Source organism: Paraburkholderia graminis (assembly GCF_003330785.1).
In the GTDB taxonomy this organism is placed as follows: domain Bacteria; phylum Pseudomonadota; class Gammaproteobacteria; order Burkholderiales; family Burkholderiaceae; genus Paraburkholderia; species Paraburkholderia graminis.
Map to the genome: position 1 here is coordinate 2,629,698 of NZ_CP024934.1, position 19,773 is coordinate 2,649,470.

The window sequence follows — 19,773 nt, forward strand, 5'->3', positions numbered from 1 at the left end:
ACGAATCCTATAGGAATAGCCAATCGGGAAAAACCGGCTCAGGCGCGATACAGCGTTGTCGGAAATGGAACAGTGATTTGATGCGGACACGATCAGGGGCGATCGGCTCACGCCTGGCACGAAAAATAAGTCCTTACAAAAGCATACAAAGCTACCGCCACGGATGCGCATAATTGCGGTCTCATTACTACGAAACCTACTGTCTCGGGCTTGAAATGAAACGCTTCGCACCCTTTGCCGCTGTCGCCGTCGCCGCCCTGCTCGGCGGCTGCGCCGTCTATCCGGACGGCACGCCGATGTACAGCAACGGCTACAGCACCTATGACGGCTACTACGACGCGTACGGCGCGCCCGTCCCGCAGACGAACGTCTACATGGGCTACAGCAATTATTACGGTCCGGGCTATTACGGCGGTCCGGGGCGCTATTACGGTCCAGGATACGGCGGATACCGAGGGCGGCCGTACTACGACGGAGACCACGGCAATCGGGGCGGAAACGGTGGGCCGCATGGCCAACCCAACGGTGGACCTCGCGGCCAGCCCAACGGCGGACCGCCTCCGCAGGGAGCGGTCGCGGGTCCGCGCGGTCCGAGCGGCTCGAATGCGCCGCGGCCCGGCGTCGCGCCGCCGCCCCCGCCGCCGCCCGCGCCGGCGCCAGCACCGCAGGCGGGCGGTCGCGGCGATGCCGGCGCACCCGTGTTGAGAGGCAATCCGGCTCGGGGCATGACAACGCATTAGAGCAGCGCTTTAGCGGCGGTGAACGGCACGCCGCGGGCACGCCACGGCGTCTCAAGCGACTTGCCACGCGGGCCAGCCTTGGCGTATGGCACCGGCGCCGTCGCAACAGCGGTTGGCTCTCGCGAAAACTTCTACCGGCACGTTGCACAACTCACTAGCAGTAGCAGCAGCACTCGCGCGACGGCAGAGCGCCGCCCCAACCTTCTTCAGCCGATATGACTGCGTTGCGCGGCGTACAACTCCCGGAACGTGCGTCCAACCGGCGCGGGCATATCCCGCGTATTCGTCCAGCCGGCGCCGCCCAAAGGGAGCTTCGCAATCGACCGATTGCGCCCGCCCATGCGCTCCAGCACCCGCACAGCGAGTTTCGTGACGAGCGCGTAAGCGTCCGGATGCATCGCCAGAAAACCCCACACTGCGAGACCCGCGCGCTCCTTCCACGGACGCAGGCGCCGTTCAACCTGCTTCTCGCGCAGTTTGCGCAGCAGATCGGACAACGGAATGCCGACCGGACATACGCTATTGCACTCGCCGCACAGCGTGGCTGCTTGCGGCAGATCGAGCGCCTTATCGAGGCCGACGTAGCTCGGCGTCAGCACAGAACCCATCGGGCCGGGATACACCCAGCCGTAGGCATGGCCGCCGACTTTCTGATACACCGGGCAATGATTCATGCACGCGCCGCAACGAATGCAGCGGAGCATCTCCTGAAAATCGCCGCCGATCAGCCCCGTGCGCCCGCCGTCGACGAGCACCACATACATATGCTCGGGCCCGTCCTGATCGCCCTCGCCTCGCGGCCCGGTCAGCACCGAGAAATAGTTGGACGTGGTCTGGCCCGTCGCCGAGCGCGGCAGCAAGCGCATGGCCGTCGCGAGGTCTTCGAGCGTGGGCAGCACCTTTTCGATGCCGGTGACGGCGACATGCACGCGCGGCATCACCGTACACATGCCTTCGTTGCCCTCATTGGTGACGAGCACCACCGAGCCGGTTTCCGCGATCACGAAGTTGCCGCCGGTCACACCCATGTCCGCGCTCATGAAGTGCGGGCGAAGCACCTGCCGGGCTTCCAGCGTCATATCGGGAATTTCGGTAAGCCGCGGCCGGCCGTGCGTTTTGGCGAACAGGTCGGCGATCTCGTCCTTATCCTTGTGGACGACGGGCGCGATGATGTGGCTAGGCGGCTCGTTGTCGTTGATCTGCAGAATGTATTCGCCGAGATCGGTCTCGATGGATTGCACGCCCATCTGTCCGAGCACCTCGTTCAGGCGCATTTCCTCGGTGACCATCGACTTGGTCTTGATCACCTTCTTCACATCGTGCCGGCGTGCAATTTCGCCGACGAGCCGCGCGGCCTCCTGCGTGGTCTCGGCAAAGAGCACGGTGACGCCGCGCCGGGCCGCCTCGCGTTCGAACGTCTCGAGCCACACGTCCAGATTTTCGAGCGCCCGGTTGCGGCGCTCCTTCAGTGCGTCCCGCGTGGCGGGAAAGTCGATCGCGGTCAGCGCCGCGGCGCGCGCGGAGACGAACTTGGTGGACAGCTTGGTCAGGTTCTGCTGCAGCCGCTGATCCGCGAGCTTCTGACCGGCGCGCGCCTTGAATTGCATCGATTGGATTTGCATGGCGGTCCCCTTACCCCGTTATACGTCGCCGGCCAGGACCTGCGCGATGTGCAGCACGCGCGTCGCGGTATCGCCGGTGCGCCTCAGGCGCCCTTCGATATTGAGCATGCAGCCGAGATCGCCGAGCACCACCGCGCCCGCGCCGCTGTCGCGGATATTCGCGCATTTTTCGTCGACGATCGCCGTGGAGATGTCGCCGTACTTCACCGCAAACGTGCCGCCGAAGCCGCAGCAGTGTTCGCAGCCCTTCATTTCGGTCACCGCGACGCCCACCTGGGCGAGCAGTTCGCGCGGCTGCGCCTTCACGCCGAGTTCGCGCAGACCGGAACACGAATCGTGATACGTCACCTGTCCGGCGAATTCGCCGGGCTGCAACCGCACTTTCGCGACGTTGACGAGGAAGTCGGTCAGCTCGAACACCCTGGCGCGCAGGCGGCCGAAGCGATTCATCAGTTCGGGGTCGTCGGCGAACAGGTCGCCGTAATGCGCGCGGATCATGCCGCCGCACGAGCCTGACGGCACCACCACGTAGTCGAACTGCTCGAATTCGCGCAAGGTTTTCTCGGCGAGGTCGCGGGCGATGCGCCGCTCGCCCGAGTTGTACGCGGGCTGGCCACAGCACGTTTGCGCCGGCGGCACCACCACTTCAAAACCGGCGCCTTCGAGCAGCTTGATCACCGAAAAACCGATTTCGGGCCGCATCAGGTCGATCAGGCAGGTGACGAACAATCCGACTCGCATGAGCCCTCCTCCGGGAAAACGTCCCTGATTATCCGCTGTTTGGCGCACAATACCAACGCCCGGAAGGCATAGGACGAACGCCTCGCCGAATTCGAAGGCCGCTTCCAAGTGCGTTCGCTTTTTTCACGATACGAGATACAATCAGTTTCCGCTGTTTGACGCGTCAACCGATTCTTCTTATGAGCGACACGAACCCGGATCCCAAAACTTCGATCCAGGTGATCGAACGCATGATGCGCCTGCTCGACGCACTCGCCGCGCATAGCGACCCGGTCAGCCTGAAAGAACTCGCCATCCGCACGGAACTGCATCCGTCCACCGCGCACCGCATCCTGAACGACATGGTGATGTGCCGGCTCGTCGACCGGTCCGATCCCGGCACGTACCGGCTCGGCATGCGCTTGCTCGAACTCGGCAATCTCGTGAAGGCGCGGCTGTCCGTGCGCGACGCGGCGCTCACGCCGATGCGCGAGCTGCATCGGCAGACGGGCCAGACCGTGAACCTGTCGGTGCGTCAGGGCGACGAGATCGTGTACATCGAGCGCGCTTATTCCGAGCGTTCGGGCATGCAGGTCGTGCGCGCCATCGGCGGACGCGCGCCGCTGCATCTGACTTCCGTCGGCAAGCTCTTCCTCGCCGCCGACGAATCGACGCGCGTGCGCGCCTACGCAACCCGCACCGGCCTCTCGGGCCACACGCAAAACAGCATCACCGACTTAGCCAAGCTCGAGCGCGAACTGTCGCATGTGCGCCAGCAAGCGTGCGCGCGCGACAATGAGGAACTGGAGCTCGGCGTGCGCTGCATCGCCGCGGGCATCTACGACGACACCGGCAAACTCGTCGCGGGTCTGTCGCTTTCGGCGCCGGCCGACCGCCTGCAGGATTCCTGGCTAGGTCAGCTCAGCCAGACAGCGCTTGTGATTTCCGAAGCGCTTGGGTATCGGCCGCAAGCTTCGCAGGATCATGGGCATCATTCGGGCTCGCATGCATAAGTCCTGAGTCGCGAGTCGATGAATCGACGAATCGACGAATCGCAGCGTGCAACGAAAAAGCCCCGCAAATGCGGGGCTTTTCAATTGTGGCGACCGATTCTTAAACCGACCGCAAACACAGAAACACAGCGCGCTCAGGTGCCCGGCCCGCCGGCGTCCGCGCTCGTGATACGCGCCTGATCGCCGCCGTTGTCGAGCCACGTGCGCAGCCGCGTGGCGTCGGCGAAACGCGAGTACTTGCCCGACGAGTCGAGCAGCACCAGCACCATCGGACGGCCATGAATGTTGGCCTGCATCACGAGGCACTCACCCGCTTCGTTGATGAAGCCGGTCTTTTGCAGACCGATCTCCCACGTCGGGTTACGCACGAGCGCATTCGTGCTGTTGTACGCGAGCGTGCGCTTGCCCGTGTACACCTCGTAGCTGCGGTCCGTCGAGAACCGGCGGATCAGCGGATATTGATACGCGGCATTGACCATCTTCACGAGATCGCGCGCGCTCGACACGTTCTGGCTCGTCAAGCCGGTGGGATTCTCGAAGTGCGTGTCGGTCATGCCGAGTTGCCGCGCCTTCGCGTTCATGGCGGCAAGGAACGCCGGCCGGCCGCCCGGGTAGTAGCGCGACAGCGCCGCGGCGGCGCGGTTTTCCGACGCCATCAGCGCGATATGCAGCATGTCTTCGCGCGACAGCACCGAGCCGACGGACAGGCGCGAGCCGGTGTTCTTTTCGTAGTCGCGGTCTTCGTCCGTGACTTCGAGCTGATCGGTCATCGGCTCTTTCGAATCCAGCACGACCATCGCGGTCATCAGCTTCGTGATGGACGCGATCGGCACCACGGCGCGCGAGTTTTTATCGAAGAGCGACTCGCCGGTGTTCTGGTCGACCACGTACGCGACGCTCGAGCGCAGCATCAGCGCGTCCGGCGTCTCGTGCAGGCCGAATGCCTGGCCGACGGTCGGCTGGCGCGGCTCATAGGCAACGCGCCGCACCACCGAGTGGTGACGGCCGTTCGACGTATAGGTCACGCGCTTGCGCTTGACGCTCGCGCGCGGCGCGTCGTCATCAGCGGCGGCGGCCTTTGCGACCGCGCCTTTGCTGCCGGCTTTCACAGCTTTGCTCGAGACCTTGGTTGCGGCGGCGGGCTTCTTGGCGGCCTTCGCGTGCTTCGAGGTTTTTGCGGATGCAGCGGGCGTCGCGGCAAAAGTGCTCACGGGCGTGCCAAGCGCCGCCGCGAGGACCATGGAGGCGGCCACCGACAAAGCGGTGCTGCGCGCCGCGCCGTGGATCACTTTTAGCGACGAAAACATGTCGGTTTTCATGGGTGTTCTGTAGGGAGCGGCGAGAGGGTTCCGCAAGTGTAGTAAAACAACGAAAAATTAGCAATTTGAAGCACTTATCTGCGCTCCTTAAACCAGCTTATAAGCTCCGATCGCAAAAACGCAAATAAGTGCCGCGCTTCGATCGATAAAAACGATCGGAGCGCCGCGCCTCGCCACCACCGTCACCCTGAAAAAGGGTGTGGTCCTTTCAGCATAACGGCAATTTCGAGACAACCTTGATGAGGGGAAACACGGCTGTCGCGGCCAACGAGGTCTCCCGCCGCGGACGCCAGCGAGACAACACGCGCAGCGGACGTTGTCTTAAATGCCCGCTGCAAATCGCAGACGCGCGTTCGACCGGCATCAACGATTAACGTTCCGTGACAGTTTATGGTTTACATCAATTCGCATCCGCGCCCAGCTTTTGTTAAATAGACCCCTCACGGTTTTTTCCGCGGCGCACGCAAAAGCGCCTCGGAGAGGCTGTTGGAGCCGGAACAAAATACCGTTTTCGGACTTTCCACTGGCAAGAACGGTCAATCGTTCCGCGTCATGCGGCTGTCATTCAGAGCGCATAAGCTATTGTTTCCTAAGTGGTTTCTTAAGATTGTGCAATGCACAAAAACCACTTGACATTCCTTGGCGCCATCTTAAAATAGAACTCATTGCTGCGATGCACAATACATCGCGGTCCGGGCAGACGAATTTGTGCGTCTCGCCACCACCCAATGCGGTCGCAGAGTTCGGCCGCGATCCAGGAGCGTAAACCATGACTTTGCTGACCCCCGAGCAATTCGCTGCAGCCCAGAAAGCCAACTTCGAAACGCTGTTCGGCCTGACCACCAAGGCATTCGAAGGCGTCGAAAAGCTGGTCGAACTGAACCTGCAAGTCGTGAAATCGACGCTCGCGGAAAGCCAGGAAAATGCCCAGCGCGCGCTGTCGGTGAAAGACGCGCAGGAACTGCTGGCACTGCAAGCGAGCCTCGCGCAGCCGGTCGCTGAAAAGGCGCTGTCGTATGGCCGTCACGTGTACGAAATCGTTTCGGCAACGCAAGGCGAGTTCGCCCGCGTAGCGGAAGCGCAATTCGAAGAGCAGAACCGCAAGGTTCAGTCGCTCGTCGAAAACGTCGCGAAGAATGCACCGGCCGGTTCGGAAACCGCTGTCGCCGTGATCAAGTCGGCCATCACTGCCGCCAACACCACGTACGAAACGGTCCACAAGGCCACGAAGCAAGCTGTCGAAATCGCGGAAAGCAACTTCAACGCAGCCGCCACGGCCGCTTCGAAGGCTGCATCGCAAGCCGCTGCGCAAGCTTCGCGCTCGGCCAAGAAGCCGGTCTAAGTTTCCGGTCTGCTTCCAGGCTCGCTGTCGGAGCCTGGGTCGACTGACCCGAGGCCTTGCTTCGGGCATCGTTTGCGCCGGCCCAGCTTCATCGCTGCGCCGGCGTTGCTGTAAGCAACAGCGTCGTGCCGTTGCCGCTCACACGGTTTCAATTGGCCGAACGCTCCGATACGTTGAATGACGTATCGTTTGCCCGGCGAAGCGCCGGGATTTTTTTGCGCGGCGTTCGCGGCGTTGCTTCGTTTCGGGCCGCGGCTCGAATGCGATTGAGCTTCAGATGAGAAACGGCGCGCCCCGCAAAGGGCGCGCCGTTTGTTTTCGAGCGCCATCCGCACGCATGCGGACGAGCCAAACGCATTACTTCTTTTTCTGCGGCGGCAAATCGGTACAGACGCCTTCGTACAGTTCGGCGGCCATGCCGATCGATTCGCCGAGCGTCGGGTGCGGATGAATCGTCTTGCCGATGTCTTCCGCGTCCGCGCCCATTTCGATCGCGAGGCACACTTCGCTGATCAGGTCACCCGCATTCAGACCGACGATACCGCCGCCGATCACGCGATGCGTTTCCTCGTCGAACAGCAGCTTCGTGAAGCCCTCGTCGCGGCCGTTGGCGATCGCGCGGCCCGATGCGGCCCACGGGAACACCGCCTTGCCGTACTTGACGCCTTCGGCCTTCAACTGGTCTTCGGTCTTGCCGGCCCACGCCACTTCGGGATCGGTGTAAGCCACTGACGGAATCTGCAGCGCGTCGAAGTACGCCTTCTCGCCGTGAGCGGCTTCGGCGGCAACGTGTCCTTCGTGCACGGCCTTATGCGCGAGCATCGGCTGACCGACGATATCGCCGATCGCGAAGATGTGCGGCACGTTGGTGCGCATCTGTTTGTCGACGTCGATAAAGCCGCGATCCGTGACCGCCACGCCGGCCTTGTCCGCGCCGATCTTCTTGCCGTTCGGCGAGCGTCCGACCGCGACCAGCACGAGGTCATAACGCTGCGCTTCCGCCGGAGCCTTCTCCCCTTCGAACGACACGTAGATGCCGTCCTCTTTCGCTTCGGCCGCGGTGGTTTTGGTCTTCAGCATGACGTTGGCGAAACGCTTGCTGTTGTACTTTTCCCAGACCTTGACCAGATCGCGGTCCGCGCCGGCCATCAGACCGTCGAGCATTTCGACGACGTCGATCTTCGCGCCGAGCGTGGCGTAGACCGTCGCCATTTCGAGCCCGATGATGCCGCCGCCGATCACCAGCATGCGCTGCGGAATCTGACGCAGTTCGAGCGCGCCGGTCGAATCGACCACACGCGGATCTTCCGGAATGAACGGCAGCTTCACCGCTTCAGAGCCCGCGGCGATGATCGCCTGCTTGAACCGGACGACCTTTTTGCCGCCCTCGGTTTGTACTTCCATGTGGTTCGGATCGACGAACGCGCCGGTGCCCGTGACCACTTCGACCTTGCGCATCTTCGCCATGCCGGCGAGACCGCCGGTCAGCTTCTTGACGACGCCCGACTTGAAGTCGCGCAGCTTGTCCAGATCGATCTGCGGTTTGGAAAACGTGATGCCGTGCGCGCCGAGCGCTTCGGCTTCGTCAATGACGAGCGCCGTGTGCAGCAGCGCCTTCGACGGAATGCAGCCCACGTTCAGACACACGCCGCCAAGCGTCGAATAACGCTCGACGAGCACCGTCTTCATGCCGAGATCGGCGGACCGGAATGCAGCCGAATAGCCGCCAGGGCCCGACCCGAGCACGAGCATGTCGCACTCGATGTCCGCGCTGCCCGAGAAGCTGCCCGCTTGCGGCGCGGGCGCAGCGGCGCCCGGCGCAGCGGCGGGAGCTGGCGCGGGTGCAGGCGCTTTTTCCGCGGCCTTCGGAGTTTCTTTAGCGGGCGCTGCTTCGCCGGACGTTTCGACGAGCGCGATGACGGTGCCTTGCGAGACTTTATCGCCGGCTTTGATACGGATTTCCTTGACGATGCCGGCGGTATCGCTCGGCACTTCCATGGATGCCTTATCGGACTCGAGCGTCAGCAGCGACTGTTCTTTTTCGATCGCATCGCCCGGTTTGATATTGACTTCGATGACATCGACGTCCTTGAAGTCACCGATATCCGGCACTTTTACTTCGACGAGACTCATAGTGTCCCCTAGTCTTGTTGATGGTGATGAGAAGAACCAGCCCAGGGCCCAAAAACTGGCAGCGCGCCAAACAGAATCATCCTTTGCAGTCCGCCGAAGGACGCGCCTTTCTTTTGCCTACTTTTCTTTGGAAGACAAAGAAAAGTAGGTGCCGCCCCGCACAGGGGCAGCGCCAATAGACCACTAAGAAAACAGGTTCTACAGAGAGACACTGATCACAGAAAAAAACCAGCGCCCCGCGCAACACCACATCAAAGAATCACACGCCGAAAATCGGCAAGAATCGCCCCAAGATACGCATTGAAGCGCGCAGCCTCAGCCCCGTCGATCACCCGATGGTCGTAAGACAACGACAGCGGCAGCATGAGACGCGGCACGAACTGCTTGCCGTCCCACACCGGCTTCATCGCGCCACGCGACAGCCCAAGAATAGCGACTTCAGGCGCATTGATAATCGGCGTGAAGTTAGTGCCGCCGATCCCGCCCAGCGACGAAATCGAGAAGCAACCGCCTTGCATCTGATCCGGCTTGAGCTTGCCTTCACGCGCGGCCTTGGAAAGATCGGTCATTTCCTTCGCGATCTCGACGAGACCCTTCTTGTCCGCATCGCGAATCACCGGAACGACGAGACCGTTCGGCGTATCGGCGGCAAAACCCACGTGGTAGTACTGCTTGAACACGAGGTTGTCGCCGTCGAGGCTCGCGTTGAACGTCGGGAATTTCTTCAACGCCGACACAACGGCCTTGATGACGAACGCCAGCATCGTGATCTTCACGCCGGCCTTTTCGTTTTCCTTGTTCAACTGCACGCGCAGCGCTTCGAGTTCGGTGATGTCCGCTTCGTCGTTGTTCGTGACGTGCGGAATCATGACCCAGTTGCGATGCAGGTTCGCGCCCGAAATCTTCTTGATGCGCGACAGCGGCTTCGCTTCGAACGGGCCGAACTTCGAGAAGTCGACCTTCGGCCACGGCAGCAGATTCAGCTCGCCGCCGCCGGCTGCGGGCACGGCTGCGCCGGCCGGAGCGGCACGCTGGCCCGTCATCACGCCCTTGATGAACGCGGTGACGTCGGCTTGCGTAATGCGGCCCTTCGGACCTGTGCCCTGAACCTGCGTCACGTCGACGCCGAGTTCGCGCGCGAACTTGCGCACCGACGGCGAAGCGTGGCTCGCGCGGCGCGAACCGCCCTCGCCGGCCGGGATCGAAGGCGCTTGTGCGAGCGCGGACGGAGCGGCCGGTGCGGGCGACGGCGCGGCGGGCGCATCCGACGGCTTCTCGGCTTGCGGCTTGGCCGCGGGAGCCGGCGCGGGCGCCGCAGCGCCGCCTTCGGCTTCCACGACGACGATCACCGAGCCTTCCGACACGGTATCGCCGACCTTGACCTTCACTTCCTTGACGACGCCGGCCGCGGAACTCGGCACGTCCATCGTCGCCTTGTCGGATTCCAGCGTGACAAGCGACTGCTCTTTCTCGACGCGATCGCCGACCTTCACCGCGACTTCGATCACGGGAATGTCTTTGTAGTCGCCGATATCCGGCACTTTGACTTCCTGCAGACCGCCGCCGCTTGCAGCCGGTGCAGCGGCCGGAGCCGCAGCCGGTGCAGGCGCGGGAGTAGCCGCAGGTGCGGGTGCAGGCGCAGCCGCCGGAGCAGCCGCGGCCGCTCCACCCTCGGCACCATCCAGCACCACGATCAGCGAACCTTCCGACACGTTGTCGCCGACCTTGACCTTCACTTCCTTGACGACGCCGGCCGCCGAACTCGGCACATCCATCGTCGCCTTGTCGGACTCCAGCGTAACGAGCGATTGCTCTTTCTCGACGGTATCACCCGCCTTGACCAGCACCTCGATCACAGGAATGTCCTTGTAATCGCCGATGTCCGGCACCTTGACTTCGATCGCTTGACTCATTGTTAGTGTCTCCTGGGCCGCGCACGCGACTGCCGCTGCCGGTCGGAACCGGTCAGTGGCGGGCGCGCACGCCGTGGCACACGGGGAATGATGCCTTAGACGGTCATCGGGTTGGGTTTGGCGGGATCAAGGTTGTACTTCTTGAGCGCCTCGGCGACGACCTTGCGTTCGATCGTGCCCTCGTCTGCCAGTGCATTCAACGCGGCAACCGTGACCCAGTAGCGGTCGACTTCGAAGAAGTGGCGCAGCTTCTCGCGCGTGTCCGAACGGCCATAGCCGTCCGTGCCCAGCACGACGAACTTCTGCGGCACGAACGCGCGAATCTGCTCGGTCAGCGCGCGAACGTAATCGGTCGAGGCAATCACCGGACCAGGCGCGTCCTTCAGCAGCTTCTCGACGTGCGAGAGCTTCTTTTCTTCCGTCGGATGCAGCATGTTCCAGCGCTGCACTTCGTGACCTTCGCGAGCGAGTTCGGTGAAGCTCGGCACGCTCCACAGATCGGCGGCGACGCCCCAGTCGTTCTTCAGCAGGTCGGCGGCGGCGATCACTTCGTTGAAGATCGTGCCCGCGCCCATCAGTTGAACACGCGGCGCTTTCTTGTCAGCGTCGGCTTTGCGGAACGCGTACATGCCCTTGATGATGTCGGCCGCTACATGCTCGCCCTGCGGAATCGCCGGGTGCTCGTAGTTCTCGTTCATCACCGTGATGTAGTAGTACACGTCTTCCTGCTCCGCGACCATGCGGCGCAGGCCGTCCTGCATGATGACCGCGAGTTCGTAACCGAACGTCGGGTCATAGCTGATGCAGTTCGGCACCGACGCGGCCCACAGCAGCGAGTGGCCGTCTTCGTGTTGCAGACCTTCGCCGTTCAGCGTCGTGCGGCCTGCCGTGCCGCCCAGCAGGAAACCGCGCGAGCGCATGTCGCCCGCGGCCCATGCCAGATCGCCGATGCGCTGGAAGCCGAACATCGAGTAGAAGATGTAGAACGGGATCATGATCTCGCCGTGCGTCGAGTACGACGTCGCGGCTGCGATCCAGTCGGACATGCCGCCGGCTTCGTTGATGCCTTCCTGCAGAATCTGACCGGTTTCCGACTCGCGGTAGAACATGAGCTGGTCGGAATCTTCCGGAATGTACTTCTGGCCGTCCTGATTCCAGATGCCGATCTGACGGAACAGACCTTCCATGCCGAACGTACGCGACTCGTCCGGGACGATCGGCACGATGCGTTTGCCGAGCGCCTTGTCCTTCAGCAAGATGTTGAGAATCCGCACGAACGCCATCGTCGTGGAAATCTCGCGGCCTTCGCCCGTGCCCTTCAGGAGCGGCTCGAATGCCGCAAGATCCGGCACCGGCAGCGACTCCGCCTTCTGACGGCGCGCCGGCAGATAGCCGCCGAGTTCCTGGCGGCGAGCGCGCATGTACTCGAGTTCCTTCGAACCTTCTTCGAACTTGAGGTACGGCACGTTGACGAGGTCTTCGTCGGAGATCGGCAGACGGAACTGGTCGCGGAATTTCTTCAGCTGCTCCACCTGCATCTTCTTCTGCTGGTGGGTGATGTTCATCGCCTGGCCGGCTTCGCCCATGCCGTAGCCCTTGATCGTCTTCGCGAGGATGACGGTCGGCTGGCCCTTGGTCTGCGTGGCTTCGTGGAACGCGGCGTAAATCTTGTGCGGATCGTGGCCGCCGCGGTTCAGGTTCCACACGTCTTCATCCGACCAGTCGGCGACCAGCGCCTTCAGTTCCGGCGTATTGAAGAAGTGCTCGCGAACGAACGCGCCCGACTCCGACTTGTACGTCTGATATTCGCCGTCGACGACTTCCATCATGCGGCGCATCAGCGCGCCCGACTTGTCGCGCTGGAACAGCGCGTCCCAGCGGCTGCCCCACACGACCTTGATGACGTTCCAGCCCGCGCCGCGGAATTCGCTTTCCAGTTCCTGGATGATCTTGCCGTTGCCGCGCACCGGACCGTCGAGGCGCTGCAGGTTGCAGTTGATCACGAACACGAGGTTGTCGAGCCGCTCGCGGCCGGCCATGCCGATCGCGCCGAGCGATTCCGGCTCGTCCGTTTCGCCGTCGCCGAGGAAAGCCCAGACCTTGCGGCCGTCGGTCTTCGCGATGCCGCGCGCCTGCATGTACTTCATGAAGCGCGCCTGGTAGATCGCCATGATCGGGCCGAGGCCCATCGAGACGGTCGGGAATTGCCAGAAATCCGGCATCAGCCACGGATGCGGATACGACGAGATGCCCTCGCCGCCCACTTCCTGGCGGAAGTTGTCGAGCTGCTGCTCGGTCAGGCGGCCAAGCAGGAACGCGCGCGAGTAAACACCCGGCGACGAGTGACCCTGCACGAACACGAGGTCGCCGCCATGTTCGGGCGACGGCGCGTGCCAGAAGTGATTGAAGCCGACGTCATACAGCGTGGCTGCCGACGCGAACGACGCGATATGGCCGCCGACGTTGGTGTCCTTGCCCGCGCGCAGCACCATCGCGATGGCGTTCCAGCGCGTGTACGAGCGGATGCGGTGTTCGATGTCCTGGTCGCCGGGAATCTTCGCCTGGCGCGCGACGGGAATCGTGTTGATGTACGGGGTGTTAGCGGAGAACGGCAGATGTTCGCCATGCACGCGGGCGAATTCGATCTGTTTCTCGATCAGGTAGTGGGCACGGTCGGGGCCAATAGCAGAAATCACGCCATCCAGCGCTTCCAGCCATTCGCCGGTTTCCTGGGGATCGTCGTCTTTTTCAGCGGCGACATATTTCATGACTTCGTCGGGTACAGCGGACATGCTCGTCTCCTGGATATAGAGGAACGCTCTTTGAACAGACGACGCGGACGAAGCACGGCCGCGGCAGCTTCGGCCGATTGTAATAAGGGTCCCGACGTCCACGCAACAAAATTTTCGAATTACGAGATCGGTTCTCATAATGCGGAAAATTGTTGCAGCGCAACCTGATTTGACTGCCTTTCCCCGGATACGTCGGCTAGTGTGCGCCGAATAACGGCACTTTCAGTGATTTTTTGCGTGATTTGCTAGCTACGCGCTGCGCTACAATGCCACGCATGTTGACCGAACGGCTTTTCGCTCGATCGGCGCGCAACGCTGGTTCGCCGGCGGATTCGTCGCCGTCCTCCCGCTGGCACCATGGGCCCTGGTGGTCCAATTCCTATTTGCTGACGCCGCTCCTGTCGATCCTGGTGTTCCTGGTCGTCATGAGCCTGATTCTGTGGAGCCTGAACCGGCGCGAGCAGCAGCAGCAGGAAGACACGCTTTACCGCAACGTCGCGTGGGCCCAGCAGCAGATTCGCCTGTCCATGACCGGCGCGCAGGAACAGATCCAGGCGCTCGCGCGCGACCTCGCCGCGGGCCACGCCGATCCGCAGTCGTTCCAGGTGTCTACCACGGACATCATGCAGGGGCATCCCGAAATCCTCTACATGAACTGGTACACGAGCCAGCAGCAGCCGCGCTGGCCCAATACCGCGCTGCCCGTGTTCGGCCAGCGTCTCGCCAAGCCGAACGACACGCAAATGGACGAGGCCGTCAAAGCCGCGTTCGCCGAGGCGCGCAGCACGCGCCGCCAGGTGTATTCGCCGCTCATCTACGACGACCTCGGCAACGGCTACATCACACTGCAAACGCCGGTCTTTCGCGACCGCGAATTTCTCGGCTCGATCGCCGCGGTGTTTTCGGTCGAAGGCATTCTCAAGCACGATATTCCGCCCGAGCTGTCGGCGAAGTACAAGATTTCGATCGTCGACGCGAACAACCGCGAGCTGACCACCACGTCCACGCGTCCGCGCCTGCCGCGCGACATGTTCTACGACCTGCCGCTCGATCCGCCGGGCCAGGGCGTCTCGGTGCGCGTGTACGCGTTCCCGCAGATGACGAACTTCACCAACAACACGCTCGTGTGGCTGGTGGCCGGTTTGTCGTGCTTCGTGTTGTGGAGTTTGTGGAGCTTGTGGAAGCACACGCGGCAGCGCTTCGAGGCGCAGCAGGCGCTCTACGCCGAAGCGTTCTTCCGCCGCGCGATGGAAAACTCCGTGCTCATCGGCATGCGCGTGCTCGACATGCACGGCCGCATCACGCACGTTAATCCCGCGTTTTGCCGCATGACCGGCTGGGACGAAAGCGACCTCGTCGGCAAGACGGCGCCGTTCGCCTACTGGCCGCGCGACGCCTATCCGGAAATGCAGCGCCAGCTCGACATGACGCTGCGCGGCAAGGCGCCGTCGTCGGGATTCGAATTGCGGGTGCGCCGCAAGGACGGCTCCACGTTCCACGCGCGTCTGTATGTATCACCGCTGATCGACAGCTCGGGCCGCCAGACCGGCTGGATGTCGTCGATGACCGACATCACCGAGCCGAAGCGCGCGCGCGAGGAACTCGCCGCCGCGCATGAGCGCTTCACCACCGTGCTCGAAAGTCTCGACGCGGCCGTGTCCGTGCTCGCCGCCGACGAAGCCGAACTGCTGTTCGCCAACCGCTACTACCGGCATCTGTTCGGCATCCGCCCGGACGGTCATCTGGAATTGGCGGGCGGCGGGTTCGATAGCGCACAGGCGTCGTCGGATTCGATCGATATGGTGGACACATACGCGGGACTGCCCGCCGCGGCGTTGACCGAAAGCACGGCCGACGCGCAGGAAATCTACGTGCAAAGCATCCAGAAATGGTTCGAAGTGCGCCGTCAGTACATCCAGTGGGTGGACGGCCACCTCGCGCAGATGCAGATCGCAACCGACATCACCACGCGCAAGCAGGCGCAGGAACTGTCGCGCCAGCAGGACGAAAAGCTGCAGTTCACGAGCCGTCTGATGACGATGGGCGAAATGGCGTCGTCGCTCGCACACGAACTGAATCAGCCGCTCGCCGCCATCAATAACTATTGCTCCGGAACCGTTGCGCTGGTTAAATCCGGTCGGACGACGCCTGACAATCTGCTGCCCGTGCTCGAAAAAACCGCACAGCAGGCGGTGCGCGCCGGCATGATCATCAAGCGCATTCGCGAGTTCGTGAAACGCAGCGAGCCGAAGCGCCAGGCGACGCGCGTCGCGGACATCGTCGCGGACGCCGTGGGCCTCGCCGAAATCGAAGTGCGCAAGCGGCGCATCCGCATCGTCACCGACATGCGCTCGCGGCTGCCCGTCATTTACGTCGACCCGGTGCTGATCGAGCAGGTGCTGGTCAACCTGCTGAAGAACGGCGCCGAGGCGATGGCGGAAGCGCGGCCGAATGCGGTCGATCCGGTGATCCGCGTCGTCGTGCGGCTGGAGGGCGGCTTTGTCAACATCAGCGTCGTGGATCAGGGCCCGGGCGTCGACGAAGCAACCGCCGAGCGGCTGTTCGAACCGTTTTACAGCACCAAGTCCGACGGCATGGGCATGGGGCTGAACATTTGCCGTTCGATTATCGAATCGCACCGCGGTCGTCTGTGGGTGGTCAACAACGTCGAGTCAGACGGCCACATCACAGGCGCCACGTTCCATTGCAGTCTGCCTATTGGAGAGCCTGACGGCCCGAGCAACGGCGGGTCAGAGGCGCCGACACCACAAACCGTTACGGGAGAGCTATGAACAGCCCAGTCACCACACAGGAAACTGTCTTTGTCGTCGACGACGACGAGGCCGTGCGAGATTCGCTGCGCTGGCTGCTGGAGGCGAACGGCTACCGCGTGCAGTGCTTCTCCAGCGCCGAGCAGTTTATCGACGCATGGCAGCCGCATCAGCATCCGGGCCAGATTGCCTGCCTGATTCTCGATGTGCGGATGTCCGGCATGAGCGGACTGGAACTGCAGGAACGCCTGATCGCCGACAACGCGTCGCTGCCGATCATCTTCGTGACGGGTCATGGCGATGTGCCGATGGCCGTGTCCACGATGAAAAAAGGCGCGATGGACTTCATCGAAAAGCCGTTCGACGAAGCCGAACTGCGCAAGCTGGTCGAGCGCATGCTCGACAAGGCGCGCAGCGAAAGCACCAGCGTGCAGCAGCAGCGCGCCGCCGCCGAGCGCCTGGGCAAGCTGACCGCGCGCGAGCATCAGGTGCTGGAGCGCATCATCGCGGGCCGCCTCAACAAGCAGATCGCCGACGACCTCGGCATCAGCATCAAGACGGTCGAGGCGCATCGCGCGAACATCATGGAAAAGCTCAATGTGAACACGGTCGCCGATCTGCTGCGACTCGCGCTGTCGAACAAACCGCAACCGGCGCAATAAATACTGGCAAGCGTCGGCGGCGCGTCCGGCAGTTGCCGCGGCGCGCCGTGTGGCATTCGTCATCGGCCGGACTGCCCAGTCCGGCTCTTCTCCGCTATCTCTTCTGTCTGCTCGCCTCGGCGCGAGCCGTCCGCTAACGCGGACGTCGTCGGCTTGCCCGCGCGCACGCCGGTATAATGACGGACTTTGCAGCGACGCCTATCTCCGATTAGCGTCGCGCGCTTTTCATGTGCCGACCCGTTGCTGCTGAAAAACGCCATCGCGCGCGGCACGCGCTGCTCCGCTTTCCATACTGCCCCTCTCGACCGACCATGACTGCCAAACTGATCGACGGCCTCGCCCTCTCCAAGACACTGCGCGCCGACGTCGCCGCACGCGCCGCCGCGCTGACCGCCCGCGGCCATCAGCCGGGGCTCGCTGTCGTGCTCGTCGGCGACAATCCGGCCAGCGAAGTCTACGTGCGCAACAAGGTCAAGGCGTGCCACGACAATGGTCTGGGCTCGTCGCTCGACCGTTATCCGGCGGATCTGTCGGAAGCCGAACTGCTCGAGCGTATCGACGAACTCAATCGCGACCCGCTGATCCACGGCATTCTCGTGCAACTGCCGCTGCCGCCGCATATCGACAGCCACAAGGTGATCGAGGCGATCGCGCCGGAGAAGGACGTGGACGGCTTTCACGTCGCCAATGCGGGCGCGTTGCTGACCGGCAAGCCGTTGTTCCGTCCGTGCACGCCGTACGGCGTGATGAAGATGCTCGCCGCCTATGAGATTCCGCTGCAAGGCGCGAACGCGGTGGTGATCGGCCGCTCGAACATCGTCGGCAAGCCGATGGCGCTGCTGCTGCTCGAAGCGGGCGCGACGGTCACGATCTGCCACAGCAAGACGCGCGATCTCGCCGCGCACACGCGCAATGCCGACATCGTGGTCGCGGCCACCGGCCTGCGCAACCTCGTCACCGCCGACATGGTGAAGCCGGGCGCGGCCGTGATCGACGTCGGCATGAATCGCGACGAGGCCGGCAAGCTGTGCGGCGACGTCGATTTCGCGGGCGTCAAGGAAGTGGCCGGCTACATCACGCCGGTGCCGGGCGGCGTCGGTCCGATGACCATCACGATGCTGCTCGTGAATACGATTGAAGCCGCGGAGCGCGAGGCAGCGAAGAAGGCCTGAAGGTAAAAAGGAAAGCGCTGGGCAACTGCCAGCCCCGCGCTTTCAACTCGCTACGCAACCCCGGTTTGACTGCTGCTTTCATATCGGCGTGAATCGAGGTTTTGTCCGGCTCGTTATGACTCACGCTCATCTGCGTCCCCGCCCTGCTTCTCCTCGCACCTCAGTCTCACTCCATCACTCTTCGAATCCAACGCTTGCTGCGTGACCGTCAGCGCACGGTTTCGCGCGCGCCCCGCTCGCTCGCCGGCCTCGCGTCGGCACGCACCGCACGCGGGCGCGCGAGGCGAGCGCGGCACCACATCAGCACCGGCCGTTCGACGCAGTGCCACGACAGCGCGGCGCACAGCACGATAAACGGCGCGGCGATCAGCACCGCCGTCACATGACTCAATTGCGGCGCGATATTCGCCACGCATTGCTGCACCATGAAGCCATACAGATAGATGCCGTACGAGTAGTCATGGCGCGGCACGAAGCGCCGCAACAGCGGCGTCGTGCCGACCCACAGCACGCCATACACAAAAGCCAGATAGAACAACGGCTGCGCGCCCGCCGTATCGCGAAACACCAGAAAAACCATCGTCAACGCGAGCGTCATCAGACCGTGAATGTCGATCCGCTCGCGCAAGCCATACAGCAGCACGCCGAGCATGAAGAACGGCTCCGGCCAGAACGAATAGCCGCCGGGCGTCTCGCTGAAGTCGCGCAAGCCGATCTGCACGAGCGGAAGCGAATGCGGCGTCAGATGCGGCGGCAAATGCACGCGCAGCACGAAGGCGGCAATGCCGAGCGCCGCGGCGAGCAATGCGCCGCGCGGGCTCGACAGCAGACCGAGCATGCCCGCCGCGAGCACGATCAGATAGCAGCGCACTTGCAGCGGAAGCGTCCATAGCGGACTGCTGACGTCGACGGGAAAGCGGTTGTGTTCGAACACGCCGGGCAGCGCCCAGCCGGTGTTCATCACGATGGTGGAAAAGTTGTCGAGGTTCGCCCACGTCATGCCGGAGCTGAAATACTCGCGCAGCGGCAGCGTCGTGAACAACGGCCCGACGATGAACACCGTCACGAGCGAGCCGAGCGCCACTGCCGGCCACAGCCGCGCGATGCGCAGCACCGCAAAGCGCGGCGCCGAGCGTTGACGGTCGAAGCTCGCGGTCACGAGCATGCCGCTCAACAGGAAGAACGCGTAGACGCCGAGCGCGCCGAAGCCGTCGAAACCGAGCGCGTTGTGGACCCAGTCGCTCGAGCCGTCCGGCGCCTGCAGCAGATACGAATGGCCATACACGACGGCCACGGCGGCGACAAGCCGCACCAGGTCGAAATTGTTGCCGTTGCGCGATAGAGCGTGCGAAAGCGGGTGCATCGATACCTCTTGGGGAAAGCGTCAACTGAAGTGCTGAGCCGCCACTCGGCAGTCAAGCGACGGACGCATCAGCATGCGGCGCGGCGCCGTTTGACACAGTTCGCTTTCGCACAGAAGCGCCGCGCGCCGCGACATCTGGTAATTTGTATGCCTGCCCCAATACTATGGATGTCAGGTGCGATGGGGCGCCGCCGCGCGCACGCCGCCCAGC

The 19,773-nt window shown here is 63.1% G+C and carries 13 protein-coding genes; 6 read left to right on the forward strand and 7 right to left on the reverse strand.

The genetic code is table 11. The features are described from left to right. Positions 1-215 precede the first annotated feature (215 nt). Entirely contained in the window at positions 216-740 is a 525-nt protein-coding gene (locus tag CUJ91_RS11665; protein ID WP_044021733.1) for a hypothetical protein, read from the forward strand. Between the two features lie 206 nt (positions 741-946). Here the strand turns inward: CUJ91_RS11665 and CUJ91_RS11670 are convergent, their stop codons facing one another. Together CUJ91_RS11670 and CUJ91_RS11675 are read right to left on the reverse strand one after the other, a co-directional pair. Further along, a complete protein-coding gene (locus tag CUJ91_RS11670) occupies positions 947-2,362 on the reverse strand; it encodes a lactate utilization protein B (RefSeq protein WP_006051263.1) in 1,416 nt (471 codons plus the stop codon). Positions 2,363-2,380: 18 nt separating this feature from the next. Continuing rightward, entirely contained in the window at positions 2,381-3,103 is a 723-nt protein-coding gene (locus CUJ91_RS11675; RefSeq protein ID WP_006051262.1) for a (Fe-S)-binding protein, read from the reverse strand. A 179-nt stretch (positions 3,104-3,282) separates the two neighbouring features. Between CUJ91_RS11675 and CUJ91_RS11680 the strand changes: the two genes are divergently transcribed. Further along, positions 3,283-4,095, forward strand: a complete 813-nt coding sequence (locus CUJ91_RS11680; RefSeq protein WP_114156239.1) for an IclR family transcriptional regulator — start codon at positions 3,283-3,285, stop codon at positions 4,093-4,095. A gap of 134 nt (positions 4,096-4,229) precedes the next feature. On the opposite strand, the gene pbpG is transcribed toward CUJ91_RS11680, so the two are convergent. After that, positions 4,230-5,414, reverse strand: coding sequence for a D-alanyl-D-alanine endopeptidase (gene pbpG / locus CUJ91_RS11685; protein WP_114156240.1), 1,185 nt, complete (start codon positions 5,412-5,414; stop codon positions 4,230-4,232). 769 nt (positions 5,415-6,183) lie between these two features. On the opposite strand from pbpG, the gene CUJ91_RS11690 reads away from it, so the two are divergent. Continuing rightward, complete coding sequence (locus CUJ91_RS11690) at positions 6,184-6,756, forward strand: phasin family protein (protein ID WP_006051259.1); 573 nt, start codon at positions 6,184-6,186, stop codon at positions 6,754-6,756. 357 nt (positions 6,757-7,113) lie between these two features. On the opposite strand, the gene lpdA is transcribed toward CUJ91_RS11690, so the two are convergent. The 3 genes from lpdA to aceE all read right to left on the reverse strand — a co-directional run bounded on the left by lpdA (position 7,114) and on the right by aceE (position 13,594). After that, positions 7,114-8,889: a dihydrolipoyl dehydrogenase gene (gene lpdA / locus CUJ91_RS11695; protein WP_114156241.1), complete on the reverse strand. Its 1,776-nt coding sequence runs from the start codon at positions 8,887-8,889 to the stop codon at positions 7,114-7,116. A 251-nt stretch (positions 8,890-9,140) separates the two neighbouring features. Beyond that, positions 9,141-10,802: a dihydrolipoyllysine-residue acetyltransferase gene (gene aceF / locus CUJ91_RS11705; protein WP_114156242.1), complete on the reverse strand. Its 1,662-nt coding sequence runs from the start codon at positions 10,800-10,802 to the stop codon at positions 9,141-9,143. Between the two features lie 95 nt (positions 10,803-10,897). Further along, a complete protein-coding gene (gene aceE, locus CUJ91_RS11710; RefSeq protein WP_114156243.1) occupies positions 10,898-13,594 on the reverse strand; it encodes a pyruvate dehydrogenase (acetyl-transferring), homodimeric type in 2,697 nt (898 codons plus the stop codon). 275 nt (positions 13,595-13,869) lie between these two features. On the opposite strand from aceE, the gene fixL reads away from it, so the two are divergent. The 3 genes from fixL to folD all read left to right on the forward strand — a co-directional run bounded on the left by fixL (position 13,870) and on the right by folD (position 18,199). Next, entirely contained in the window at positions 13,870-16,386 is a 2,517-nt protein-coding gene (gene fixL / locus CUJ91_RS11715) for an oxygen sensor histidine kinase FixL (protein WP_006051255.1), read from the forward strand. Beyond that, entirely contained in the window at positions 16,383-17,027 is a 645-nt protein-coding gene (gene fixJ / locus CUJ91_RS11720; RefSeq protein ID WP_006051254.1) for an oxygen response regulator transcription factor FixJ, read from the forward strand. Before fixL ends, fixJ begins: the two co-directional genes overlap by 4 nt. A gap of 311 nt (positions 17,028-17,338) precedes the next feature. Further along, on the forward strand, positions 17,339-18,199 hold the full coding sequence (gene folD / locus CUJ91_RS11725; RefSeq protein WP_006051253.1) for a bifunctional methylenetetrahydrofolate dehydrogenase/methenyltetrahydrofolate cyclohydrolase FolD: 861 nt from the start codon (positions 17,339-17,341) through the stop codon (positions 18,197-18,199). A gap of 208 nt (positions 18,200-18,407) precedes the next feature. Here folD and CUJ91_RS11730 read toward each other — a convergent pair whose 3' ends face one another. Continuing rightward, the gene (locus CUJ91_RS11730; RefSeq protein ID WP_114156244.1) at positions 18,408-19,562 is read right to left on the reverse strand and encodes an acyltransferase family protein; all 1,155 of its coding nucleotides are present in this window, start codon (positions 19,560-19,562) and stop codon (positions 18,408-18,410) included. Positions 19,563-19,773 lie beyond the last annotated feature (211 nt).